The 18,972-nt window shown below is 45.6% G+C and carries 8 protein-coding genes and 3 tRNA genes; 7 read left to right on the top strand and 4 right to left on the bottom strand.

The window, feature by feature from the left end:
* Window positions 1-160 precede the first annotated feature (160 nt).
* From A3EU_RS0100465 to A3EU_RS0100435, 7 genes are all read left to right on the top strand, one after another.
* On the top strand, window positions 161-2,503 hold the full coding sequence (locus tag A3EU_RS0100465; RefSeq protein ID WP_020534145.1) for a LamG domain-containing protein: 2,343 nt from the start codon (window positions 161-163) through the stop codon (window positions 2,501-2,503).
* Window positions 2,504-2,663: 160 nt separating this feature from the next.
* Window positions 2,664-7,202: an HYR domain-containing protein gene (locus A3EU_RS0100460; protein WP_083937196.1), complete on the top strand. Its 4,539-nt coding sequence runs from the start codon at window positions 2,664-2,666 to the stop codon at window positions 7,200-7,202.
* Window positions 7,203-7,496: 294 nt separating this feature from the next.
* Window positions 7,497-7,568 (top strand) — tRNA-Glu (locus A3EU_RS0100455).
* Between the two features lie 129 nt (window positions 7,569-7,697).
* Window positions 7,698-7,772: transfer RNA gene (locus A3EU_RS0100450), tRNA-Glu, on the top strand.
* 61 nt (window positions 7,773-7,833) lie between these two features.
* A tRNA-Glu gene (locus A3EU_RS0100445) sits at window positions 7,834-7,905 on the top strand.
* Window positions 7,906-7,995: 90 nt separating this feature from the next.
* Complete coding sequence (locus tag A3EU_RS34100; RefSeq protein ID WP_169433305.1) at window positions 7,996-8,247, top strand: hypothetical protein; 252 nt, start codon at window positions 7,996-7,998, stop codon at window positions 8,245-8,247.
* A 244-nt stretch (window positions 8,248-8,491) separates the two neighbouring features.
* Window positions 8,492-9,193, top strand: coding sequence for a hypothetical protein (locus tag A3EU_RS0100435; RefSeq protein ID WP_020534142.1), 702 nt, complete (start codon window positions 8,492-8,494; stop codon window positions 9,191-9,193).
* 44 nt (window positions 9,194-9,237) lie between these two features.
* Here A3EU_RS0100435 and A3EU_RS0100430 read toward each other — a convergent pair whose 3' ends face one another.
* The 4 genes from A3EU_RS0100430 to A3EU_RS0100415 all read right to left on the bottom strand — a co-directional run bounded on the left by A3EU_RS0100430 (window position 9,238) and on the right by A3EU_RS0100415 (window position 18,952).
* A complete protein-coding gene (locus tag A3EU_RS0100430) occupies window positions 9,238-10,206 on the bottom strand; it encodes a metal-dependent hydrolase (protein ID WP_020534141.1) in 969 nt (322 codons plus the stop codon).
* Between the two features lie 106 nt (window positions 10,207-10,312).
* Window positions 10,313-11,449 carry a transporter gene (locus A3EU_RS0100425; protein ID WP_020534140.1) on the bottom strand — a complete coding sequence of 379 codons (1,137 nt, stop codon included), beginning with the start codon at window positions 11,447-11,449 and terminating at the stop codon, window positions 10,313-10,315.
* Window positions 11,450-11,681: 232 nt separating this feature from the next.
* A complete protein-coding gene (locus tag A3EU_RS0100420; RefSeq protein WP_020534139.1) occupies window positions 11,682-12,134 on the bottom strand; it encodes a hypothetical protein in 453 nt (150 codons plus the stop codon).
* Window positions 12,135-12,259: 125 nt separating this feature from the next.
* Window positions 12,260-18,952 carry a T9SS type A sorting domain-containing protein gene (locus A3EU_RS0100415; protein ID WP_020534138.1) on the bottom strand — a complete coding sequence of 2,231 codons (6,693 nt, stop codon included), beginning with the start codon at window positions 18,950-18,952 and terminating at the stop codon, window positions 12,260-12,262.
* Between the last annotated feature and the right edge of the window lie 20 nt (window positions 18,953-18,972).

The following is an 18,972-nucleotide window of genomic DNA, read 5'->3' as shown; positions in this document are numbered from 1 at the left end:
AGCAGGAGTTTATGGGCCTTTCTAAGGGTAGAGAGTGGGTAGGCACAAGCATTTGTTTACAAATAAATAGCATTTAGGGGTAAGGTTTTTAAGGTAGCGGCAATTGTAGGGTAGTACACCTGCTATAACATCAGGTGCTATTTACAACTAAACCTTATCTATGAAAACCCTAAAATTTTTATTGCTACTGTGCTGTAGCTGGCAAGTAGTAGCTGGCCAGAATGCGCTTCACTTTGAACGCAATGCAGACGATTTTATTCAATTGCCGCTTGTTGCTACTTCTCTTGCGGGAAATCCTGCCAGTTATACGGTAGAATGCTGGTTTAATCCCCAAAATACCAACCTTACTGAGTTTCGCCGACTGTTTAGTTTTGGTGGCACCAATACCCGGATAGAAGTGGGGCAATTGGGCGGCCAGCTCGTCTATTTTATCCAGGGAGGTGTTTTCAATAACACGGGAGTCAATAACATTACGCCTATTGGCGTCAATGTTTGGCAGCACTTGGCATTGGTGAAAAATGGCGCCCAGATAGATTTCTATCTAGACTGTGTGTTGGTAGGAAGTACGCCTTCTTTGGCCGCTTACACTTTTAATATTACCAACTTCCGACTGGGACGCTGGCCAGGTGGAGCTGCCGCTGCCGCTGATTGGCAGGGGCTGGTAGATGAATTGCGTATTTGGGATACTGCACTTATCCCGGCAGAGATTTGCGGCCGCTTGAATTGCCCATTAGCCGGCAACGAAAGCAATTTGTTTGCCTATTGGACTTTTGATGAAACAACGATTGTACCCGGAGGAGTCAATACTTCTTTGACGCAGGTCATGGACTTTTCTGGAAACGGAAACAATGGCAACATCATCAACTTTGGTCTCACAGGATCAACGAGCAATTTTGTGGCCTTACCTGGGCCATTGGTCTATCCGGCATTGCACAACCTAAGTCTGGAGATTAGAGACTACCCTTACCGAAACAATTTGCTTACCGGCATTTGTGATGGCGATCCAGCCCACTTTTGTTTGTATGACAATGGCCAAACGCCTGGCCCTTTTGGCAATGTAAATGTACAATGGCAGTATTCTGATAACGGTGGAACGCTATGGAGCAATTTAGTGAGCCCACCTTTTACGGGTTTTTGTTTTCCGATTTTGCCAGGGATACTCACGACAGATTGTACCAGTGCTGGTAGCCAAGGGTTTGTTGATCGGAAATACCGTGCTGTAAGCACAGTGAGTGGCCCGGGAGCGCTGCAGTGTACCTATGTAAGTGACGAATACGACTTGCAAATCTGTTGCCCCATTGGGCCAGCAACCATTAGCATCGTGCCGTCGGGACCTTTCTGTGAAGGCGAGTTGGTAAATTTTCAGGTGACCCTAAATGCAAGCGATCCCTTTGTAAGTACACCCGGACCCAATGTGACCATCGACTGGTTTTTTAACGATCCTGCTACGGGTAGAATTCCGATTCCTTCAGCGTTTAACCAAACGAGCTTGACCTACAACAACTGGACGGCTCCTTTTCCTCCGGGTGGTGTACCGGGGAGCTACTGTTTTGAAGCAGAAGTACGCAACTGTCAGGGGAAACTGGCGGTGTTCTCGCAGTGTGTGATGGTAGACCCTCAGCCTGTTTGTGGCACCATTGATGGAGCACCATTGGGATCGCCTACCAACTTGAACCTGGTGAGTGCTACGCCGCTGGTCTACGAAATATGCCCAGGCAATGATGCACAGTTGACTATTGCTACACCTTTCCAGTATTGTATCCCGCAGTGGCAGTACACCTTTACGAATCCTGGTACAGGCACACCTGTTTGGACAGATATGGGGCTATCCAACAGTTTGCAGAATACCAATATTCTGCCCAGTTACCTCTGGCCGCCTGCGGCTACGAGCATCTATTACCGGATACAATGTAACCCTTTGTCGAGCCCATCTGCTTGTGATCCTTGCTATAGCGATTGGTTGGAAATACGCCTCATTTCGGCACCACTTGTGCCAACGATTAGTGGTATTAACCAAGTGTGCCTGGAAGATTTGCCAGAAACCTTGATGGTGAATAGCCCTCAAGCTGGGGTCAACTATCAGTGGTATTTAGATGGCTTGCCGATTGGGACGGGAACGAGTATTTCGGCCACTGCTGGTGGCTGCTATTGGTTGGAGGCCAGTAATGGGTGTCAAACAGTAGAAGGCCCGCAGTTTTGCCTGGAAGTGTGTGAAACGGTGGCGGTACTAAGTTGCCCAATCACGCCCAACGAGTGTGCCAGCCTAGGTGACCCGATCACGCTGTCTGCTTGTGATTCTTATACGATATGTAGTAGCACTGGTCCGCTGAGCTACGAATGGTTTATAGATAATGTTTCCCAAGGGCCTGCGTCTGCGGTATGTACCCTGACCGATACTCCTGCCATTACCGGAACGACCTACAAGGTGATCGTGACCGATACGCTGACCGGCTGTGTGGGAGAAGCCGAACGGACAGTGGTGCCTTGTGATAAGAACCCTTAAAGAGGGACTTGGTAAATAATTGTTGATGAACGCGTGAGCGCTGCGCAGGGGCGACCGAAGGGAGGACGAGCCCGCCGATGAGGTGGGCGAAGCTGAGGCCCTGGGCCGAACCCCGAAGCATAGCGACCCGATAGGGGCACGCCCAAATAAAAAATAAAAAATGCGAACGATAAAATATATGCTGGGCCTACTGTTGTGGTGGGCAGGGAGTGCACTTTATGCTCAATGTAGCTGTGATGCCCAGATAGTGCCTACGAGTGATTGTTGTGGCGACTTGGAGTTGTTTTTTGGTCCTAATTGTGATCCATCGACTTCGTTGTATGACCAATTGGTGATTGACCCAACGGTGCTTCCCGCGTTTTCGGGAAAGGTAGAAAGTGTAACGATTAACTTGCCGGGCTTTTCGACTACTATTGACCCGATTACGGGTATTGCGACGATAAGTTATAGTGGCAATCTGGTAGGATTGACGGCCCCTGGGACGGTGATTACACTGGGCGTTGTTTGTTTTGAAGACCTGTCTGCAGGGGTGGTTACTTCCCAAGTGACGGTGAGTAACCCGAGCGGCGAGCAGTGTGGTGGTTTTACGGAAACGCCGCTTAATTGCCCAAATGCAGCCCCTTGGGCGAAGCTGTATGGTGATACGTTGGATAATCGCCCTGCCCGAATTAAAGCTTTTACTGATGGTGTTTATGTTGCTGGATATCAGGTGGATATGTCGGGTGTGGTGTATCCTACGATGAGCAAGTTTTCGGTGACGAGTGGTGCTTTGGTTTGGCAACGATTGCTAGAGTTTCCCGGCAGGATCACGGACTTGGAATACGATGCGCCGAACGATGAGCTGATTTTGGTGGGCGTAGTCGGAGGGGTGAGTACCGGCCCGGGCCAAAATGCCAGTGACCGCTCCTTTATATTGAAGATGGATGATTTTGGGAACCCTGGTTTGCGTAAGGTTTATGACCAGAATGGCCGGGAAGGTTTTACGCGCATAGTGCGACATCCCAATCCTGCGAATCCGGCTTTTCCGTACTATGTGCTGGGACGGAAAAATCCATCACCGACACCATCGGGAATTGATGTGCCTGTGGTCTATAACTTTGCCGCAGATTTGACCTTTAACTGGGCGCAAGAGTACCAAGCTGGTGTGGAGATCGAAGCTTACCGGGGACTGGTGCCGATCAATGATGGCTCGCTGTTTTTGGTGGGCAATGGTTCCAGTTTTGGGAGCAGTAGCAACGAAGGAATTTTGATTGATATAAACGGACTGACGGGCGCCTGGCAGGGTAGGGCCTACTACCCAGGCGTGATAGATTTGTACGATGGGGTAGACGTGCAGAACGGTGAGGTAGCGCTGGCGGGTACTGACTTTGGTACAGACGAGGCTTTGGTATACATCATTGACCGCTCCAACTACAATGTTATCACGGGCTTCCGTTTCCCTGGTGTGAGTGTCTTTAGAGAGATTGGCCGTGATGGATTGCAGGGTAACCTGTATACGGTAGGCCGGAAAAAAGGGGCAGACCCGAACTACCATGTGGTGCATAGCCTGTCGTATATCAATGGTATTGGTGGTTTTGTGCTCAATGATGTTTTTTACAAATACCTGTATGATAACGAAACGGCTTTTGATGAACCCCACCTTTCGGTAAAGGCTAATCATGATGCTATCTTTTATGCTGATGCCCGCCAGAACAACCCTTCAGGTTTTGGGAATTACGATATGTTGATCGGTAGTTTTGATTTGAATATGACGAATGCTTGTGCAGAGGATTTTGTGCAGGTAGAGCAAGCCTATTCCATCAATCAGCTGCCGTTTATGGTGAGTAATACGCTGCTGCCGGAGCCACCTTCGTTTTTTCAGTATGCTGTATACGACCCTGGTTATGGATGTAATGACTTCTGTGAGATGGTGGCCTGTACGGCTGACTTTACATGGACAGCCGATTGTTGTGAAGTACAATTGACGGGAATTGCTACGGGAACAGGGCCGTTTACCTACGAGTGGGACATCAATTGTGATAACCTACCCGGCAGTCCGCCCGATTTTACGGGGCAAAACGTGACGGCTACTTTACCGGGCACAGGTACTTATCAGGTTTGTCTCACTATAACGGATGCTACCGGCTGTGCGGCAACTAGTCAGCAGACGGTAACTGTGACGGATAACCCTCCGGTGCTGAATTGTCCACAGAGTGTGACCATTCCTACTGATCCGGACTTGTGTACCGCTACCTATGCATTGACAGACCCTATGGCTACAGACGATTGTACCACGATGTTTATTTACAGTTGTACGATGTCTGGTGCTACCAGTGGTCCAGCCATTTCGCCGGTGGTACTGAATAAAGGTATCACTACGATCACCTGCGTAACCGAGGACAGCAAAGGACAGATGGCGACCTGTAGCTATACCATTACGGTAGAAGATATGGAGCCGCCAATGATTACTTGCTCGGACTCGATCAACGTGACGGTACCGGCTTGCGCAGGGGGGAGTATTGTCAACTTTAACCCGCCGATGGTGACGGATAATTGCCCAATGGTGACTTACATTTGTAGCCACAATAGCGGCGATTTCTTCCCATGTGGAACCACTATGGTGACCTGCACGGCTACAGATATGGCAGGGAACCAGACCACTTGCGTTTTTCCCATTACCGTAGATTGCGAATGTGCGGAGGTTGGTAACGAGTCTATTGAATGTACTGCTGTGGATGATCAGTTTGCCTTTTCTGTAGATGTGATTGACCTTACGGGCGCAGGCGCGGGAGGCTGTACGGTAAGTGTAAGTACTAGCCAAGCTGGTGTTACGATTAGCAACGTGGCCGTAAGTGGTACTGGCCCTGGCTATACGGTGACCGGATTGATAGATGTGGCAGCGCCGCCAATGCCGAATAGTATTGCGATTACGGTAACGGTCAACTGTATTTGTCCTGATGGGAGTACTCACAGTTGCTCCTTTCCTATTGTTTTTGCGACCCCGTGTTGTAAAGAGATTAGGGTGGCCCCACAGGAAGTATGTAAAACGGATGGAACGGTACAAATTCCGCTGTTGGGGTGCAATACGCTTTATGATGTCCAACAAGTTCGCTGGTACGTGGCTGATGCGCCTTGTCCGCCTACAAGTTGGGGCTTGCCGTTTCAGGTAACTAATGGTTGTTCGCCGTTGACGCTGTCTCCTCAGTACCACAGTGGTGACGTATGTGTTTACGCCGAAGTAGTGATGGGCGCTGGAGCTGGACCTTGTACGATGCTGGTTTCTAATATCGTGACGATTACCTTGTGCGAACCGGTAAGTTGTAGTGTGGCAGACCAAGCCTATTGCTATACCGGTAGCCCGATTACGCCCGCACCTTTGGTGGTGACCTTGAACCCGACTACGCCGAACTGTACGTATACCCTCCAGTGGTACGATCCTAATGGGAACGCTATCCCAGGAGCGACCAATCCTACTTATCAGCCAGGACCGCTGAGCTTTACCGGTTCGGCGACGGATTGCTCTCAGAGTTATGTGTATACGGTTATAGTAAGCTCGCCAGCCTGCGGTGATCAAAGCTGTTCGGCTACGATCCGCCTGGATAATGAAGCTGCTCCGGTAGGTACGCTGACATTGTTGCCACCCGATACTAATCCGCTGTGTTATGGCGAAGATGCGGTGCTAGAGTATATGCCTGAATGTGCCGGACAGCCAGCGCGCTGGGATTGGTTTATTCGTCCAATCTCGAATAGCAGCTACACCGCCTTACCTACGAATGGTGACCGCAACCCCTTGTACTTTACCAATCGCCTGTACCAAGATACCTGGGTGAAAGTAGAGAAGACCAATGGCGTATGCCCTGCTGACGAAATAGAGTTGCTCCTGGATATTATAGATCCATTGGTTGTCAATAATTTTACTGCAGATTATAGTCCGATATGCGCGCCGACTTCGGTGGATTTGGAAGTTGATTTTGCGCCATCGCCGGCTCCGGTAGGGTGTACTTACACCGTGTTTTGGTACCAGGGAGGGAGTTTGATCCACACCTCAGTGCATACGACGACGACCGCGACATACACCTATACGCCGCCGGCAGGAGGTAGCTTGGGTGGAAATTACTATTGCATTATAGAAAGCAGCTGTTGTCCGCAACGTGTAAAGAGCCCCGTGGTGACTTTGGCTCCGCCGATGGAAGTTTATGCAGTAGGGCCTTGTTTCCGATGCAATTGTGATACGATTACGCTACAAGGTATTGTCTTGTATCCGATAGCTGGTTTTAACTGTACTTACCAGTGGTACGACAATGGTGTTTTACTGCCAGGAGAAACAGGGTTAGCGCTAACCGTAGATCCTACCTGGAGCGGCCCCTTTACCTTTGAAGTGACTTGTACTGACGGTGTGACGACGTGTGTGCAAACGGATAGCTATAACCTGCTCCAATGTGGTACCTGTATGGTCGCCGCGGATGATCTTGTAAAACTGAATGCAGAAGTGTATCCGACGCCCACTAGTGGTCAGGTTACGGTCTGGTTGGAAACCAATACTGATTTTGAAGCCGTAGAAGTATTTGACCTCCAAGGGCGGATGGTACAACAAATTCGGATGGAAGGAGCAGTGCAGTCGTTTCAGTTAGATATTTCGGATTTACCAAACGGGGTCTATGTCCTTCGAGCAATCAGCAAGGAGAACGAGTTGTTGATTCAGCAATTGATAAAACAATAGCCTAGAGTGACGAATGAAGTGCTTGTTGTTGATAGTCAGTTGCTTATGTTGGTGAGCCGTTCGTTGTTTGCTAATTGCTGAGTATTTTAGCGGGGATTACTGCCATTGCTGGTGGTAATCCTCGTATTTTGATTATTAAACCTATTCAGTTGGTTATCAGGAGACTTGTGGATTTGTTGAATAAAAAACAATAATAAGCTTTGGTGGAAATGATAAAACGGTTTATATTTGCATCGCTTTAGAAAAAAGCAGCCACGTGCTAAGGCGAAAGCGCCTTAAATTACCGTCGAGATCAGCCCGTTCGTCTAGCGGTAAGGACGCAGGAATTTCATTCCTGAAACATGGGTTCGAGTCCCGTACGGGCTGCTGGTTTTCTGTTTTGGTTGTAGATGCAACATCTTTTTTCGAGTATTTTTTTGTTTTCGATAGACTTTGGAGATAAAAAATATAGGAGAATCAAAATATTGTAGTATCATTGCAGCCAGGATCAAATGAGGTCCGTTCGTCTAGGGGTTAGGACGCCAGGTTTTCATCCTGGTAACACGGGTTCGATTCCCGTACGGACTACCAAGCGTAAGGTTAAATGCGCAAAAGAAATTGACAATTTTCTATTTAGTTAGAATAACGTCGAGGCCCGTTCGTCTAGGGGTTAGGACGCAAGGTTTTCATCCTTGTAACACGGGTTCAAATCCCGTACGGGTCACTTAAAAAAGCTCGCTTCCAATTGGAAGTGGGCTTTTTTTGTTTTTGAGTGTTGAAAAAAAATAATTCTTTAATTAGCGAAGAAAAAAGTATGCCCTATTTGCCATTTTATAATCTTTGCCCTGAAACCGCCATCGAAGAAACGAGGGTGATTACAATACTGGATCGTGACAATGACTTTTCTCTTCCTGTAGGGGAATATGCGTTTATTGAACTTTTTTGCGATGAATGCGATTGCCGCAGGGTGTTTTTGAAAGTTTTATTGGATCAAAAAGAAGTTGCCAACATTGTTTATGGATGGGGAAAACTTTCTTACTATAAAAGAACATTTAGGGGGGGGTGATGAGAAAAGTATTAAAGATTTAAAAGGACCTAATTTGGAGGTGTTTCAGTACCAGTCCGATATTGCTGATTACGTTTTCTTAATGTTCAAGAAATTGGTGTTTGCTGATAAAGAATATTTAGCGAGGGTTGAAAGGCATTATAGGCAGTTCAAGACGAGGTTGAAGGCGGTGAATGGGTAGCGCTTTTGGAGCGTCAACAGCTATAACTTTGGAAACTAATCACACCACCACAACCCACCCACCATGAAGCAAGTCAACTGGAGAAAATACGGCTTTGAGTTTTTATCCATCTTTATTGCCGTCATAGCGGCCTTTGCGTTGAACAACTGGAACGACAACCAGCGCAATGCGACCATTGAGAATAAAATTTTAGTGGAAATAGCCAATGGCCTGGAAAAGGATATTGAGGATATAAACGTCAACGTAAAAGGCCACGAAGATGGCATCGAAGCTTGTAAATATTGGCGGCAAGTCATTACGGGCCAGGAGGTGAATACCGACTCGGTGATGATCCATTATCTGGGCCTGACCCGCGATTTTATCTCCATCCAAAACGTATCGGGTTACGAGGCTTTAAAATCTAAAGGCCTAGAGTTGTTGAAGAACGATGCTTTGCGCTTTGAAGTCATTTCCTTGTACGAATATGATTATCAGACCTTGAAGAAATTCGAAGAAGAATACCAGGAAATGCAATTCCAGGACAACTACTTCATGGCGATCAACAACATCCTGGCTCCCAATTTCACCTTCGATGAAAAGGGGAATATCATTGGAATGCGTACCCCGTTTGACCTATCCGACAGCGAGCAAAAAATAGTACTATCCTATCTGTGGAAAATTCAGGTCAACCGCCGTTTTATCATGTATTTCTATGCCGAAACGGCAAAGAAAGTAAACAGCCTGAAGGAGCATGTCGAGGAGGAGTTGGTGCGTGCGGGGAATTGAATGGAATATCACAGACCACAGATTAAATCTCTCGCTACCTCACACTATTGCTGATGCGCTCCTGATGAAAAAACAAAACCACCATCGCCTTGAGGCGTTATTTCAAAGTACCCCGCTGTTGGTGCTTTTGTGTCCCCTTCTCTGACAATACCTCTCATGTCAACCTGTAGATTGTAAATTCTTATTTTATCCTGATTGGCGGTGACGGTGTAATAGCCTTTGGCAAACCAACGCATTGTTTCAGCTGCGCTTGAGGGTATTTTATCCAAGAGGTGTTCATTTATCGGGAAATATTCAAAAACAGGTTTACTGTCATTATCACTCCGCATTGAATATTTACTCATATACAGACCATTGTCTGCTTTTATTACGCCGTACCAGGAAATGCTGGCTATTCCTACTGGCATCGTGAGTAGGGAGTCATAAGCAATGTTCTGCTCCGCTAATTCTTCCCTGAAGTGGTTGTTGACATGCGTTTTAATACCCAAAGTGCTTATCAGATAGAGGGTACTAATGGCAATCCCGGCGTAGTTGAAGAAAGCTCTTGAAGGCTTGTTTTTAAAGAACATTAAACTACCGAGCAAGCCAAGGATTAAAGGCACCGTATAAACCGGATCGACGATGTTGATACTGTCAAAGCCAAGCCTTTCATTGGAAAAGGGCAAATACAATTGTGTGCCATAAGCCGTAAAAGTATCCAGCAGCATATGGGTAAATAATGCCAGCCAGCTAAATACCCAAAGCCTTCGATAGCTCACTTGTTTAGTCCATTTGATACGTTGTAACAGGTAAGCGATTAAAAATGCTCCGACAATACTGAATAAAATAGAATGACTGTACCCTCGGTGAATACTGAGCATTTCAAATTTATCATAAAACAAATACAAGGCAACATCAAGGTCTGGAACCGTCGCGACTACAGCTCCAATAGCGGCACCTTTATTTCCGAGCTTTTTACCTAAAATAGCTTCACCAATGGCTGCTCCCAGGGCAGCTTGCGTTAAACTATCCATTTGCTAATAGAAATCACGGGGTTTCGTTTTTAACGATAAGTTTTGCGGTTGGTCAGCACGGATTTTGATGACAATCAAAACCCGTGCTGACTTATGTTTTTGTATTCTATCTGGTCTTTACATCTTCAAATTTTGGAATATCCATGTCCATGTGGCCATGGCCTCCAAATCGGTAAGAAAAGCCAACGTTGATTAAGTAATCAGCGAATGCGGCGTCTCCGTGGCGGTATACGCCCGTTTGTTGGGTTCGTTCTTTGTCCTCAAAACTTTGGATTCTGTTCCGGTAGAGGGCAAGGGGAACGCTTGCAAAAATAGAATAGTTGTTTTTATTGTATCCGATGCCTGGTTCTACAGAAACGGCATAACCTGGTCTACGATACCCAGCGCTGCCTCCAAAAATATCGGTTGCAGGTACGCCTTCTACTCTTCCTCCTAAATAGAAATTCACATTTTTCAGGGAATTGTAAAAGGCTCCGATACGTAAGGCAAACTGGTCGGGACATGAAAATTCACTGTTCCCGTTTCTGGTAAGTACGCCGTTGGTTTCCTGGAAATTGAACAAGTAATACAGGTTGGTGCCTATCCCGAAATGACTGGATATTGGATGGTATCCTTGAACGTCTAAGGCTAATCCTAATCCGCCGTCGCCAGGCTGGATAGATTGATCAACCACTTTCTCCAAGTCTTCATCTTTATTCTCCCCCTGGTTGTAAAAGGTATCTGTATAATCATATTTTCCTGTGGGCAACTTTACGCCAATACCAATGGAGTAATTGAAATCATGCGTGTTGGGGTCGAACAACCAATATCCAATCCCCAGTCTGATGTCGGAAAGCCCTTGTGAGGAGGTTTCATTTCGCTCACCTAAACCATTCGGCGGGTTGCCTCCATGTTCATACATTGAAGAACGGTTATGAAAGGCAAAAGGCAAAATAATATTGGCGTAAAGCCTATTTGAAATCCCATAGTTCAGCGAGAAATCTAAGAAAGTAGATTTATTGATCACTTCCGTGTGGTGCTCTAGTCTGTCTGCTTCTTGAACATCTCCTCTAAAGTGGCGAAACGATTTAAAGTACCTAAATCCAGAAAGTACATTAAATTCACCTTTGCTGAGGTTTAAGGTACTTCCAAGACTGCTTCCGCAGGAAGAATTTCCTCTTATCGCCACACAGCCTTGGCTATAAACGGTAGTACAATAAGCAAGGGTAAAACTTACTATTGCTAGTAGTAGACTTTTTTTCATTTTTTCAAAATTTTGATAGGTTTGTTAGTTAGCTAAACCAAATGATTCACTAACAATAGTACCGGTCAAAACAATACTCATCGCACAGTATCATAAGGCAAAGCCCTTGCGAAGATAAAAAATTACTTGGTGACGCATTTTTTTGTAATGCGTTATAAATCAAACTACTACTTGTTGTTTTGAAAAGCAAGCCCGTGTGGTCACATAGTGAAATTCCGAAAACAGCTATCCGCTACTCCTTCTCCATATCCTTCATCAACTCTTCTGTTTGTCGAAGCAAATCCTGTACTTCTCCGCTTACCCTTTCTTGCTCCTGGGCATCATAGCTTTCGGGCGTTTCTCCAGCCAGTTGATTTTCCAACTCTTTTTGTTTGGCTTGTAGCTCTCCGAGTCGATCAAGGGCACCAGAATCGTTGAGGTCTTTAGCTGTGCGGCTAAGGCTTCCTAATAAATCCCCCAGGCTTTCTACGGTATTGCCAACTTTATCAACGGCACCATCGTATTTGCCCTCTTGGTATTTTTCCTTTTCAGTTTTTAGCAGTGCCCAGGCGTCTTTGCCTACGTCCTTTACTTTACCGAATATCCTTTCCGACTGTTCTTTTTCTGCTTCTGTACCAAAGAAGTAATTGTATCCGAGTACACAAACTAATAGCAGGAGGCCGAGTTTTAAAAGACTCTTTATCATTTTTAAGGGATTTTGGTTTGTGTGGCAAAGATAGTGTTTAAATGAAAAAGAGGCAGCCCTTTCAGATAGGACTGCCTCGTAAATCTACGTTTTGGAATATTCTTCAACGATGCATTCGCATCGAATTAATCAAGTTTTACCAGTTTTTCCGTGAAAATATGGCCTTCCAGGTGTACCTGAAGCATATACACGCCTGCTGGCAGGAGGCTTACATCTAAGTGCATACCTGGCTCTTTCAGACTTTGTATGTGCTGACCCGCAGCATTGAAAATGTCAATTCTGTTAGGAGCCATGTGGTACTGGTTTTGGAAGTGCACCCAATCTGTTGCTGGATTCGGGAAGATGCCAAATGAGTCAATCAGTGCATTTCGATCAAAACCATCGTCGGTTTTTGTTACTATAGCAGTGCTGGTGCCAGGGCGCAATACCAGGGGCTCTTCCTCGTGATTGAGACCCCGTAGGTTTTTCACTACTACTTCCGTAGGGACTTCTACACCAGCAATATCATCAATGATAATTCGTAGGTACATGATCGGGCCGAAACCTGAGACATTGTTATGGTCGGTGCGGCTGATCGCTACTTCGACACGGCCATCAGGGTAAACCTGATGAATAGTCGCTGTATTGATGCCTGGTTCTCCAAACCAAGAGGTTGGGTAAATAACCTCCAAGGTGCCCATGCTGAAAATTTCGGGGTCAAGCTCCAAGGTGAACGCTAGTCCGTAGATATTTTGGATATCTTGATCAGGGCTTCCTGCTACTACAGGTATTTCTACTACAGTGTTAGCTGGAAGTTGATCATTCTCACTAAGGTCTGCAAAAATCGGAGGATCAAGATCGGTGTAGGGGAGTGGCTCGAAGATAGTCGTCGGGCCATGTTCTAAACCGTAATTCTGCTCCAATACTTCAATGTCATCCATGTCTACGACACCGTCACCATTTGCATCAGCATGCTTGTGGTTGGTTCCGTCAGCGAAGTTTTCACCCCAGTTCTGACTGATCAGTCCCGCCCATTCGCTGGTCATAGCGTTACGTGAAGGTCCGGTATTTCCAAAGGTCAGACCAATACTCAACAAGTCCACATGTGAGGCGATGTTGTCGGAATTGGTATCACCTGGCCACACGTTGTCATCAAGGCTCATACAAACATTGTCGAATCCTGCACTGTCATCCGTAAAGAGCAGGATCGTCTCAATGTTGTCTCCACTGAAGGTCAACATACCTGTTCCAGGGTTGTTAGCGTCAGGAGTTACTTGTAATTCCACACCAGGGGCAATATTCAAAGGAATATCGTTGATGTTGCCTACAATAGCAGCTGTTTGCCCATTCACGCTGATACCAAACTCACCACCATTATAATAGTAGTCGATGTTTACAGTATTGAAAGTGGTATTCACTTGGCTAAAATTGAGCCCGAAGCCAGAATTCTGAGTAGCTACGATATGGCCATTCCCAAAGCTAATTCCAGGAATACCGTCTGTTACAAACAGGTTACAGGCACAGTTGGTACTCGGGTTGCGTTCGTAGGTCAGAATTACATCGTTTTCTACCGTAATTACGTCACCGGAGTCGTAGCCAAAGGCAGGGGCAAAGACACCCTCTACTCCTTCAAACTCTACACAGGCATCGTTATCACAGAAGACAGGTTCAATGGTCGTTGTCGCTGCACACTCATTTTCCTGGTCATTGAGCACCACGATATAAGAGGTTGCACCGTCGCCGGCTAAAGGCCCAATCGAAACAGGAAGGCTACTGTATGCAACAACTTCTGTAGCAATAATACTGCTACCTGCTGGTGCATAATTGATCACGAGTGAATCACTAAGGTTGCCACCGTTGAAGTTGCCTACCGTGAAATAGTATTCACCATTATCCTGGCAGTCAGCTACTTCAAGTTCGTTGATGATGTTGCCCAATGAACAACAAGGTACCTCGAAGTCGATGGTTTCTCCACAAAGTTCATTTGTGAAATCTTCTACCCGAATGATTTCTCCATTAATAGCGTAGGGGAGAGTGATCGTGATGGGTAATTCAGCGTAAGCGAAAGATTCAACAGTTTCGCCACCTATCTGTAGTCGGAAGCCATCACTTTCCGGATTCTCGTAGATGAAGTTAAGCGTCAATGAGTAAGTGTCATTACCACAGTCAACTTCGTAAACTAAATCACGGATATCACAAGGAAGACAGTTAATAGGTTCAATTTCTGTGAAATTGGTGCAACCAGGGTTTTGTAAATCGATCACACCAAATTCGTAGCTGGTCGTTGCATCTCCTTCAAAAGGACCGAGCAGAATAGGTAAGTCAGCATAATTGAAGACCCCGTAGTTATTGCCGTTTCCGACTACTGCAAAGGTTTCTCCCAAGTTGTTGCCAATTACATTTAATTCAACGTTGAATAGTTCTCCGTCACACTCAGTAGGCGTCGCAATTACCTGCTGAATGTTGCAATCGTCGCTACAGCTGTAGTTGAGGTTGTAGTTGCCAAAACAAGCAGGACTGGCAATGTCAAGAAGAAGTATGTCATGTTCTTCTTCACTGCCATCAAGAGGGCCGAAAGTATAGAACGGTTCGCCATAAGCAAATGGACCAAAGATCATCCCGTCACCAAAGATGTAGAAGCCTAATGGCCCACCGTTGGGGTTGTTAAAGGCCACGTCTACCATGAATTGGTCGCCGTCACAGTCGTAAGCTTCTGCGAAGACATCGTTGAAGTCACATTCGCCGCCGGTGCCACAATCAATGGCGTAATCCGCTCCAAGAATACATGGAAAAGGAGCATTCGAATAAATAACCTGGATTAAGGAGGCAGGGTACTCATCGGCACTGTAAGGCCCAAATGTTAGCGGGAAATCATTGATGGAAACATCGGTAAATGAATCTCCTGTTTCCGTATTGATTACGGTAAATGGTCCGTTATCGGATGCTTCAAGACCTACGATAACCTGATAAAGGCCATTAGGGTCACAGTCTGTGGTTGTAACAATGATCTCTTGTAGCGGACATTCGAATTCACATTCGTGAACGTAGAGTTCTTCAATGGTACAGCTATTCGTAGCTTCGTAGTAAACAATAATCAGCGACGTTTGAATTTCATTGATATTGTATGGTCCAAACTGCACGGGAAGTTGATCCAATGTAACGGTCTGGCTTTCTCCGGTAGCTTCGTTAAGTACCACGAATGGCCCATCAATATTGGCGTCGAAATCAACGTCTAGGAAATAGTCGCCGTTGGCATTACAATTGGTTCCTTCAATGACGAGGTTAGAGGTTTCACATTCTATTGGTTCGCAAAACTGCTCGACAGCAATAAACTCAGCGCAACTTAAACTTGTAACTTCGGTAAGAATAACTTCAATTACGCCACTTTCGAATGGACCGATGGTGGTGCTTATAAAACCTTGCTCAAAAGTTTGAGTATAGCCACCTGCTTCTAAGACGAAGAGGCCATTGTCCCAACTCACTAATGCTTCGAATTCTAGATCGATAAAGAATAGCCCATTATCATCACACTCTGTTGGTGTAGCAGAGATGATTTCTATAAAGCAGAAGCAAGGATTATCTACCAATACTTCTTGTACACATCCCGCTTGTTGGTCGCGGAAGCGGAGTTCGTAGCTGAATACACCAACATCTCCGTCGATGATTAATTCGTAGCTGTCTTGTCCGTATACAAAGGGGTATTCTTGGCCTCCTGCACGTACAAAGAAGGGTAGACCTGTTGGACCTTGAGCAGTGAAAACAAACGCAGGGTTTCCTTCGGTACAGAATACCTCAATCACCTCAAACAGCCCGTCACAGTTATCACTACAATCCGATGGTGCATTAAAGGCAACTTCTGTACTACAGCCGTTACCAAGTTCTGTGATCTGTAGTATTCCTTGATCAGCTGTTGGCCAAGGGATCACAAAAGGATTCGTCGTCAGTTGAATAGCGTAGAAAGTGCCGGTACTCGTGTTTTGTATGAGCACTTCTTGGCCATTTGCGTCTACTCCTGTTAATAGAATGGACAAGCTGGCATAAGGAAGGTCTTCGTAACATTCAATAAATTGAATGTCAGCTGCGAAATTGTTACAACCGTCCATACAATCCTCTGGAATGGTAAAGGACAAGGTGGTTTCACAGTCAATTCCTTGGGCTTGCACCACAATTGTGAGCACATCTTGCCCTACTATAGGAGGTATTGAAACCTGAATAGGGTTGCCTGAGAATGTCAACTCTGTAATGAAGGTGTTGGAGGGAGGGCCTGTTGTAATACGTAGTGGTTCCCCTGGTTCAATACCATAGAGTTCAAAGGAAACATGAAGGAAGTTATTGGGGTCACAGTCAAGTCCCAGAGGCTCGGCAATAAAGTCGGAACATTGACCTCCGCAGCCTACAGGTACTTCAAGATGATTACTTTGTGTCTCACAATCAATACCCTGTGCTTGCACAAAAAGGGAGAAAGAATTGACATTAGCGAGTGGCAGAAGCAATGCTATAGGATTGGATACGAATAAGCCTTCGTAGACGAAATCAGGATGAGCGCTGCTCGTAATCCTTAAAGGCTCACCTTCTTCTATACCGTAAACATATAGTTGTACTAATAAAGAATCATCGGAAAAACACTCGATATTGACGAGCTCTGCCTGGAAGTTTTGACAGTCTTGGCAGTTTTGGATGAATTCAGTAAAGTAGGAGCATTGGCCATTAATGCTGATGATTTCAACAGTAACAACCTCATTCGGATTGCCAATTAGTGTACCTACGGTCACTGGGAACTCTGATGGAAAGAAAGGCCCAAAGGTTTGATCATCATCTAGAATTATGAGTAAAGGCTCAGAATCATTGGTGCTCATCAGATCAATGGTTACACCATAAACGTTGTTGGGATTACAATCTGTAGGCTCAATAACGACATCATATAGTTCACACTGGTAGCAGTCTTCCGGGTTGAAATCCAGTGGCCCTATGATGGTAGAACATCCGCTAAGACTATCTGCGAGGATGTAACCTTCAGGGTCAGGTGTTCCGAAGAGGTCAATTTGTACCATAGAAGGGTGTGTTTGAGCACCTCCGTAAATGATACCATTACTCAGCCCTTCCATGGTTACATATTGGCCAACCATAGGACTAGTGATAACCAGCGAAATTTGATAACCCTCTGGGCCAGCACATTCTATGCCAAGAATCGTTGCCGCAAAATTATCACAGACGGACTCACAGCTTTGTGTTAAGACGGTAAGGTCTTCGGCACAATTTTCTGTATTTACATCACGGACTAGGAATTGTAGCGCTGTGCCTGGAGCGACCTCAATTTCTAGTTCGCTAAGGGGGAGGTCGGCATAAGCATAACGGCCATAAAATTCGCCACCAATACGCAGGTTGAAAGAGTCTAGTGGCGCTCGGTTGTGATCAAACGTAAGGAGAAAACGGTAAGGTTGAATATCTTCCTGGCAGTTGTATTGTAGCACTTGTAAGTTGCTGATGTCACAGACAGGGTCGTAGCTACAGACGTCATCCACCAGTAGTTCAATTCCACCGATGGTAAAGTCTTCAATAATACCGGAAATACACACACTCACCAGCCCATTAGCATTGGGGCCATAAGGTGTAACAGTAATAACGTGGTTAGGAAACGCTGTTAGTAAATCTGGATTTAACCAGTTGTCATAAACATTAACGGTGCCATTGATCCCAAAATTTATAGGTAAGTTGTTTACGGTTGAATTAAAGCATACAGAGGTTACCGGTGTGGAGTAGGAGAAGGTCGCAGTGGCAAAGTTGATGTACATGGAAGGTGCATCAAGATTGGAAATCCAGGGTTCGATAACTCGAATTTCATCAAACTCACTACCGCCATTTGCGTTGTTATAGATGCCCATGCTCACATTTACACCAGGAAATTCCATGATAACATCACCAGGTTCTACATCTGTGTCAGGATCATAGGTTGTTCCCGGTATTATCTCTGAAAAGGTGATACAGCTTTCGTCGATACACGTAGGGAGTGCTATATCCTCGGTGTAGCAGCATTCAGGGATATCGTTTATACATACTGTAACATTCACGGTGTTTTGTTGCCCGGAAGGAATGGCATTTTCCAGCACAAGCGGAAAGGCTTCGGTAGGGTAGAAGTCGTAGAGCTCATCCTCAATATAGACGTCAACAAAATCATTGGCACCTATAATAGCACCAAAGTCCAGACTAAGGCCGATAGCCCCACTGTTTTGGCAAAAAGCCTGTAAGTTGGGTTCATTGAAGGCGCAGTTGATAAATTCATCGGTACAAACATCATCCAATAAAAACTCAATGCCGCCAATGGTGAATGTTTCGATTGGGCCAAAAATGCATACTGATACTAAACTTCCTGCAGTGTTTCCTAAAGAAGTGATAATGATCTCATAATCAGGCCATTCTTCCTGGATGTTAGGATCTAGAAGGCTTTCAAAGACACCTACTTCACCGTTGATGCCAAAATTGATTTCATGGCCGCTAAGGAAACCCGTGAAGCATAAGGTATTTACCAAATTGGCATACTCAAAAGTAGCAGTGGAATAATTGATATACAGAGAAGGTGCCGTGAAGTCTTCAATAAAAGGATCAACCACCTCGATTCGATCAAAATTGATATTGCCATTCTGATCCGTGAAAAAACCCATACTCAGGTTCACACCATCATATTGATAGACGACTTCGTCAGGGGTGTTGCCATTCTCCTGACTGAAGGTTGTGCCGATTTCTGGTTCAGTAAAATCCAGGCAATTTGTAGGCTGTGCAATCACTTGAAGGGTGATCAGCAAACAGCAGAATAAGAAGAAGTAGCGTGGGATATTGTTCATGTTGGCATCATTTTAAACTG

It is taken from the genome of Lewinella cohaerens DSM 23179, assembly GCF_000379805.1.
GTDB lineage: Bacteria > Bacteroidota > Bacteroidia > Chitinophagales > Saprospiraceae > Lewinella > Lewinella cohaerens.
This window is presented reverse-complemented; position numbering and strand designations above follow the sequence as displayed.

Bases quoted from the DNA above. Each gene is read 5' to 3' on its own strand.
- A3EU_RS0100465 (WP_020534145.1), top strand. From the start codon at position 161: ATGAAAACCCTAAAATTTTTATTGCTACTGTGCTGTAGCTGGCAAGTA.
- A3EU_RS0100460 (WP_083937196.1), top strand. From the start codon at position 2,664: ATGCGAACGATAAAATATATGCTGGGCCTACTGTTGTGGTGGGCAGGG.
- A3EU_RS34100 (WP_169433305.1), top strand. From the start codon at position 7,996: ATGCCCTATTTGCCATTTTATAATCTTTGCCCTGAAACCGCCATCGAA.
- A3EU_RS0100435 (WP_020534142.1), top strand. From the start codon at position 8,492: ATGAAGCAAGTCAACTGGAGAAAATACGGCTTTGAGTTTTTATCCATC.
- A3EU_RS0100430 (WP_020534141.1), bottom strand. From the start codon at position 10,206: ATGGATAGTTTAACGCAAGCTGCCCTGGGAGCAGCCATTGGTGAAGCT.
- A3EU_RS0100425 (WP_020534140.1), bottom strand. From the start codon at position 11,449: ATGAAAAAAAGTCTACTACTAGCAATAGTAAGTTTTACCCTTGCTTAT.
- A3EU_RS0100420 (WP_020534139.1), bottom strand. From the start codon at position 12,134: ATGATAAAGAGTCTTTTAAAACTCGGCCTCCTGCTATTAGTTTGTGTA.
- A3EU_RS0100415 (WP_020534138.1), bottom strand. From the start codon at position 18,952: ATGAACAATATCCCACGCTACTTCTTCTTATTCTGCTGTTTGCTGATC.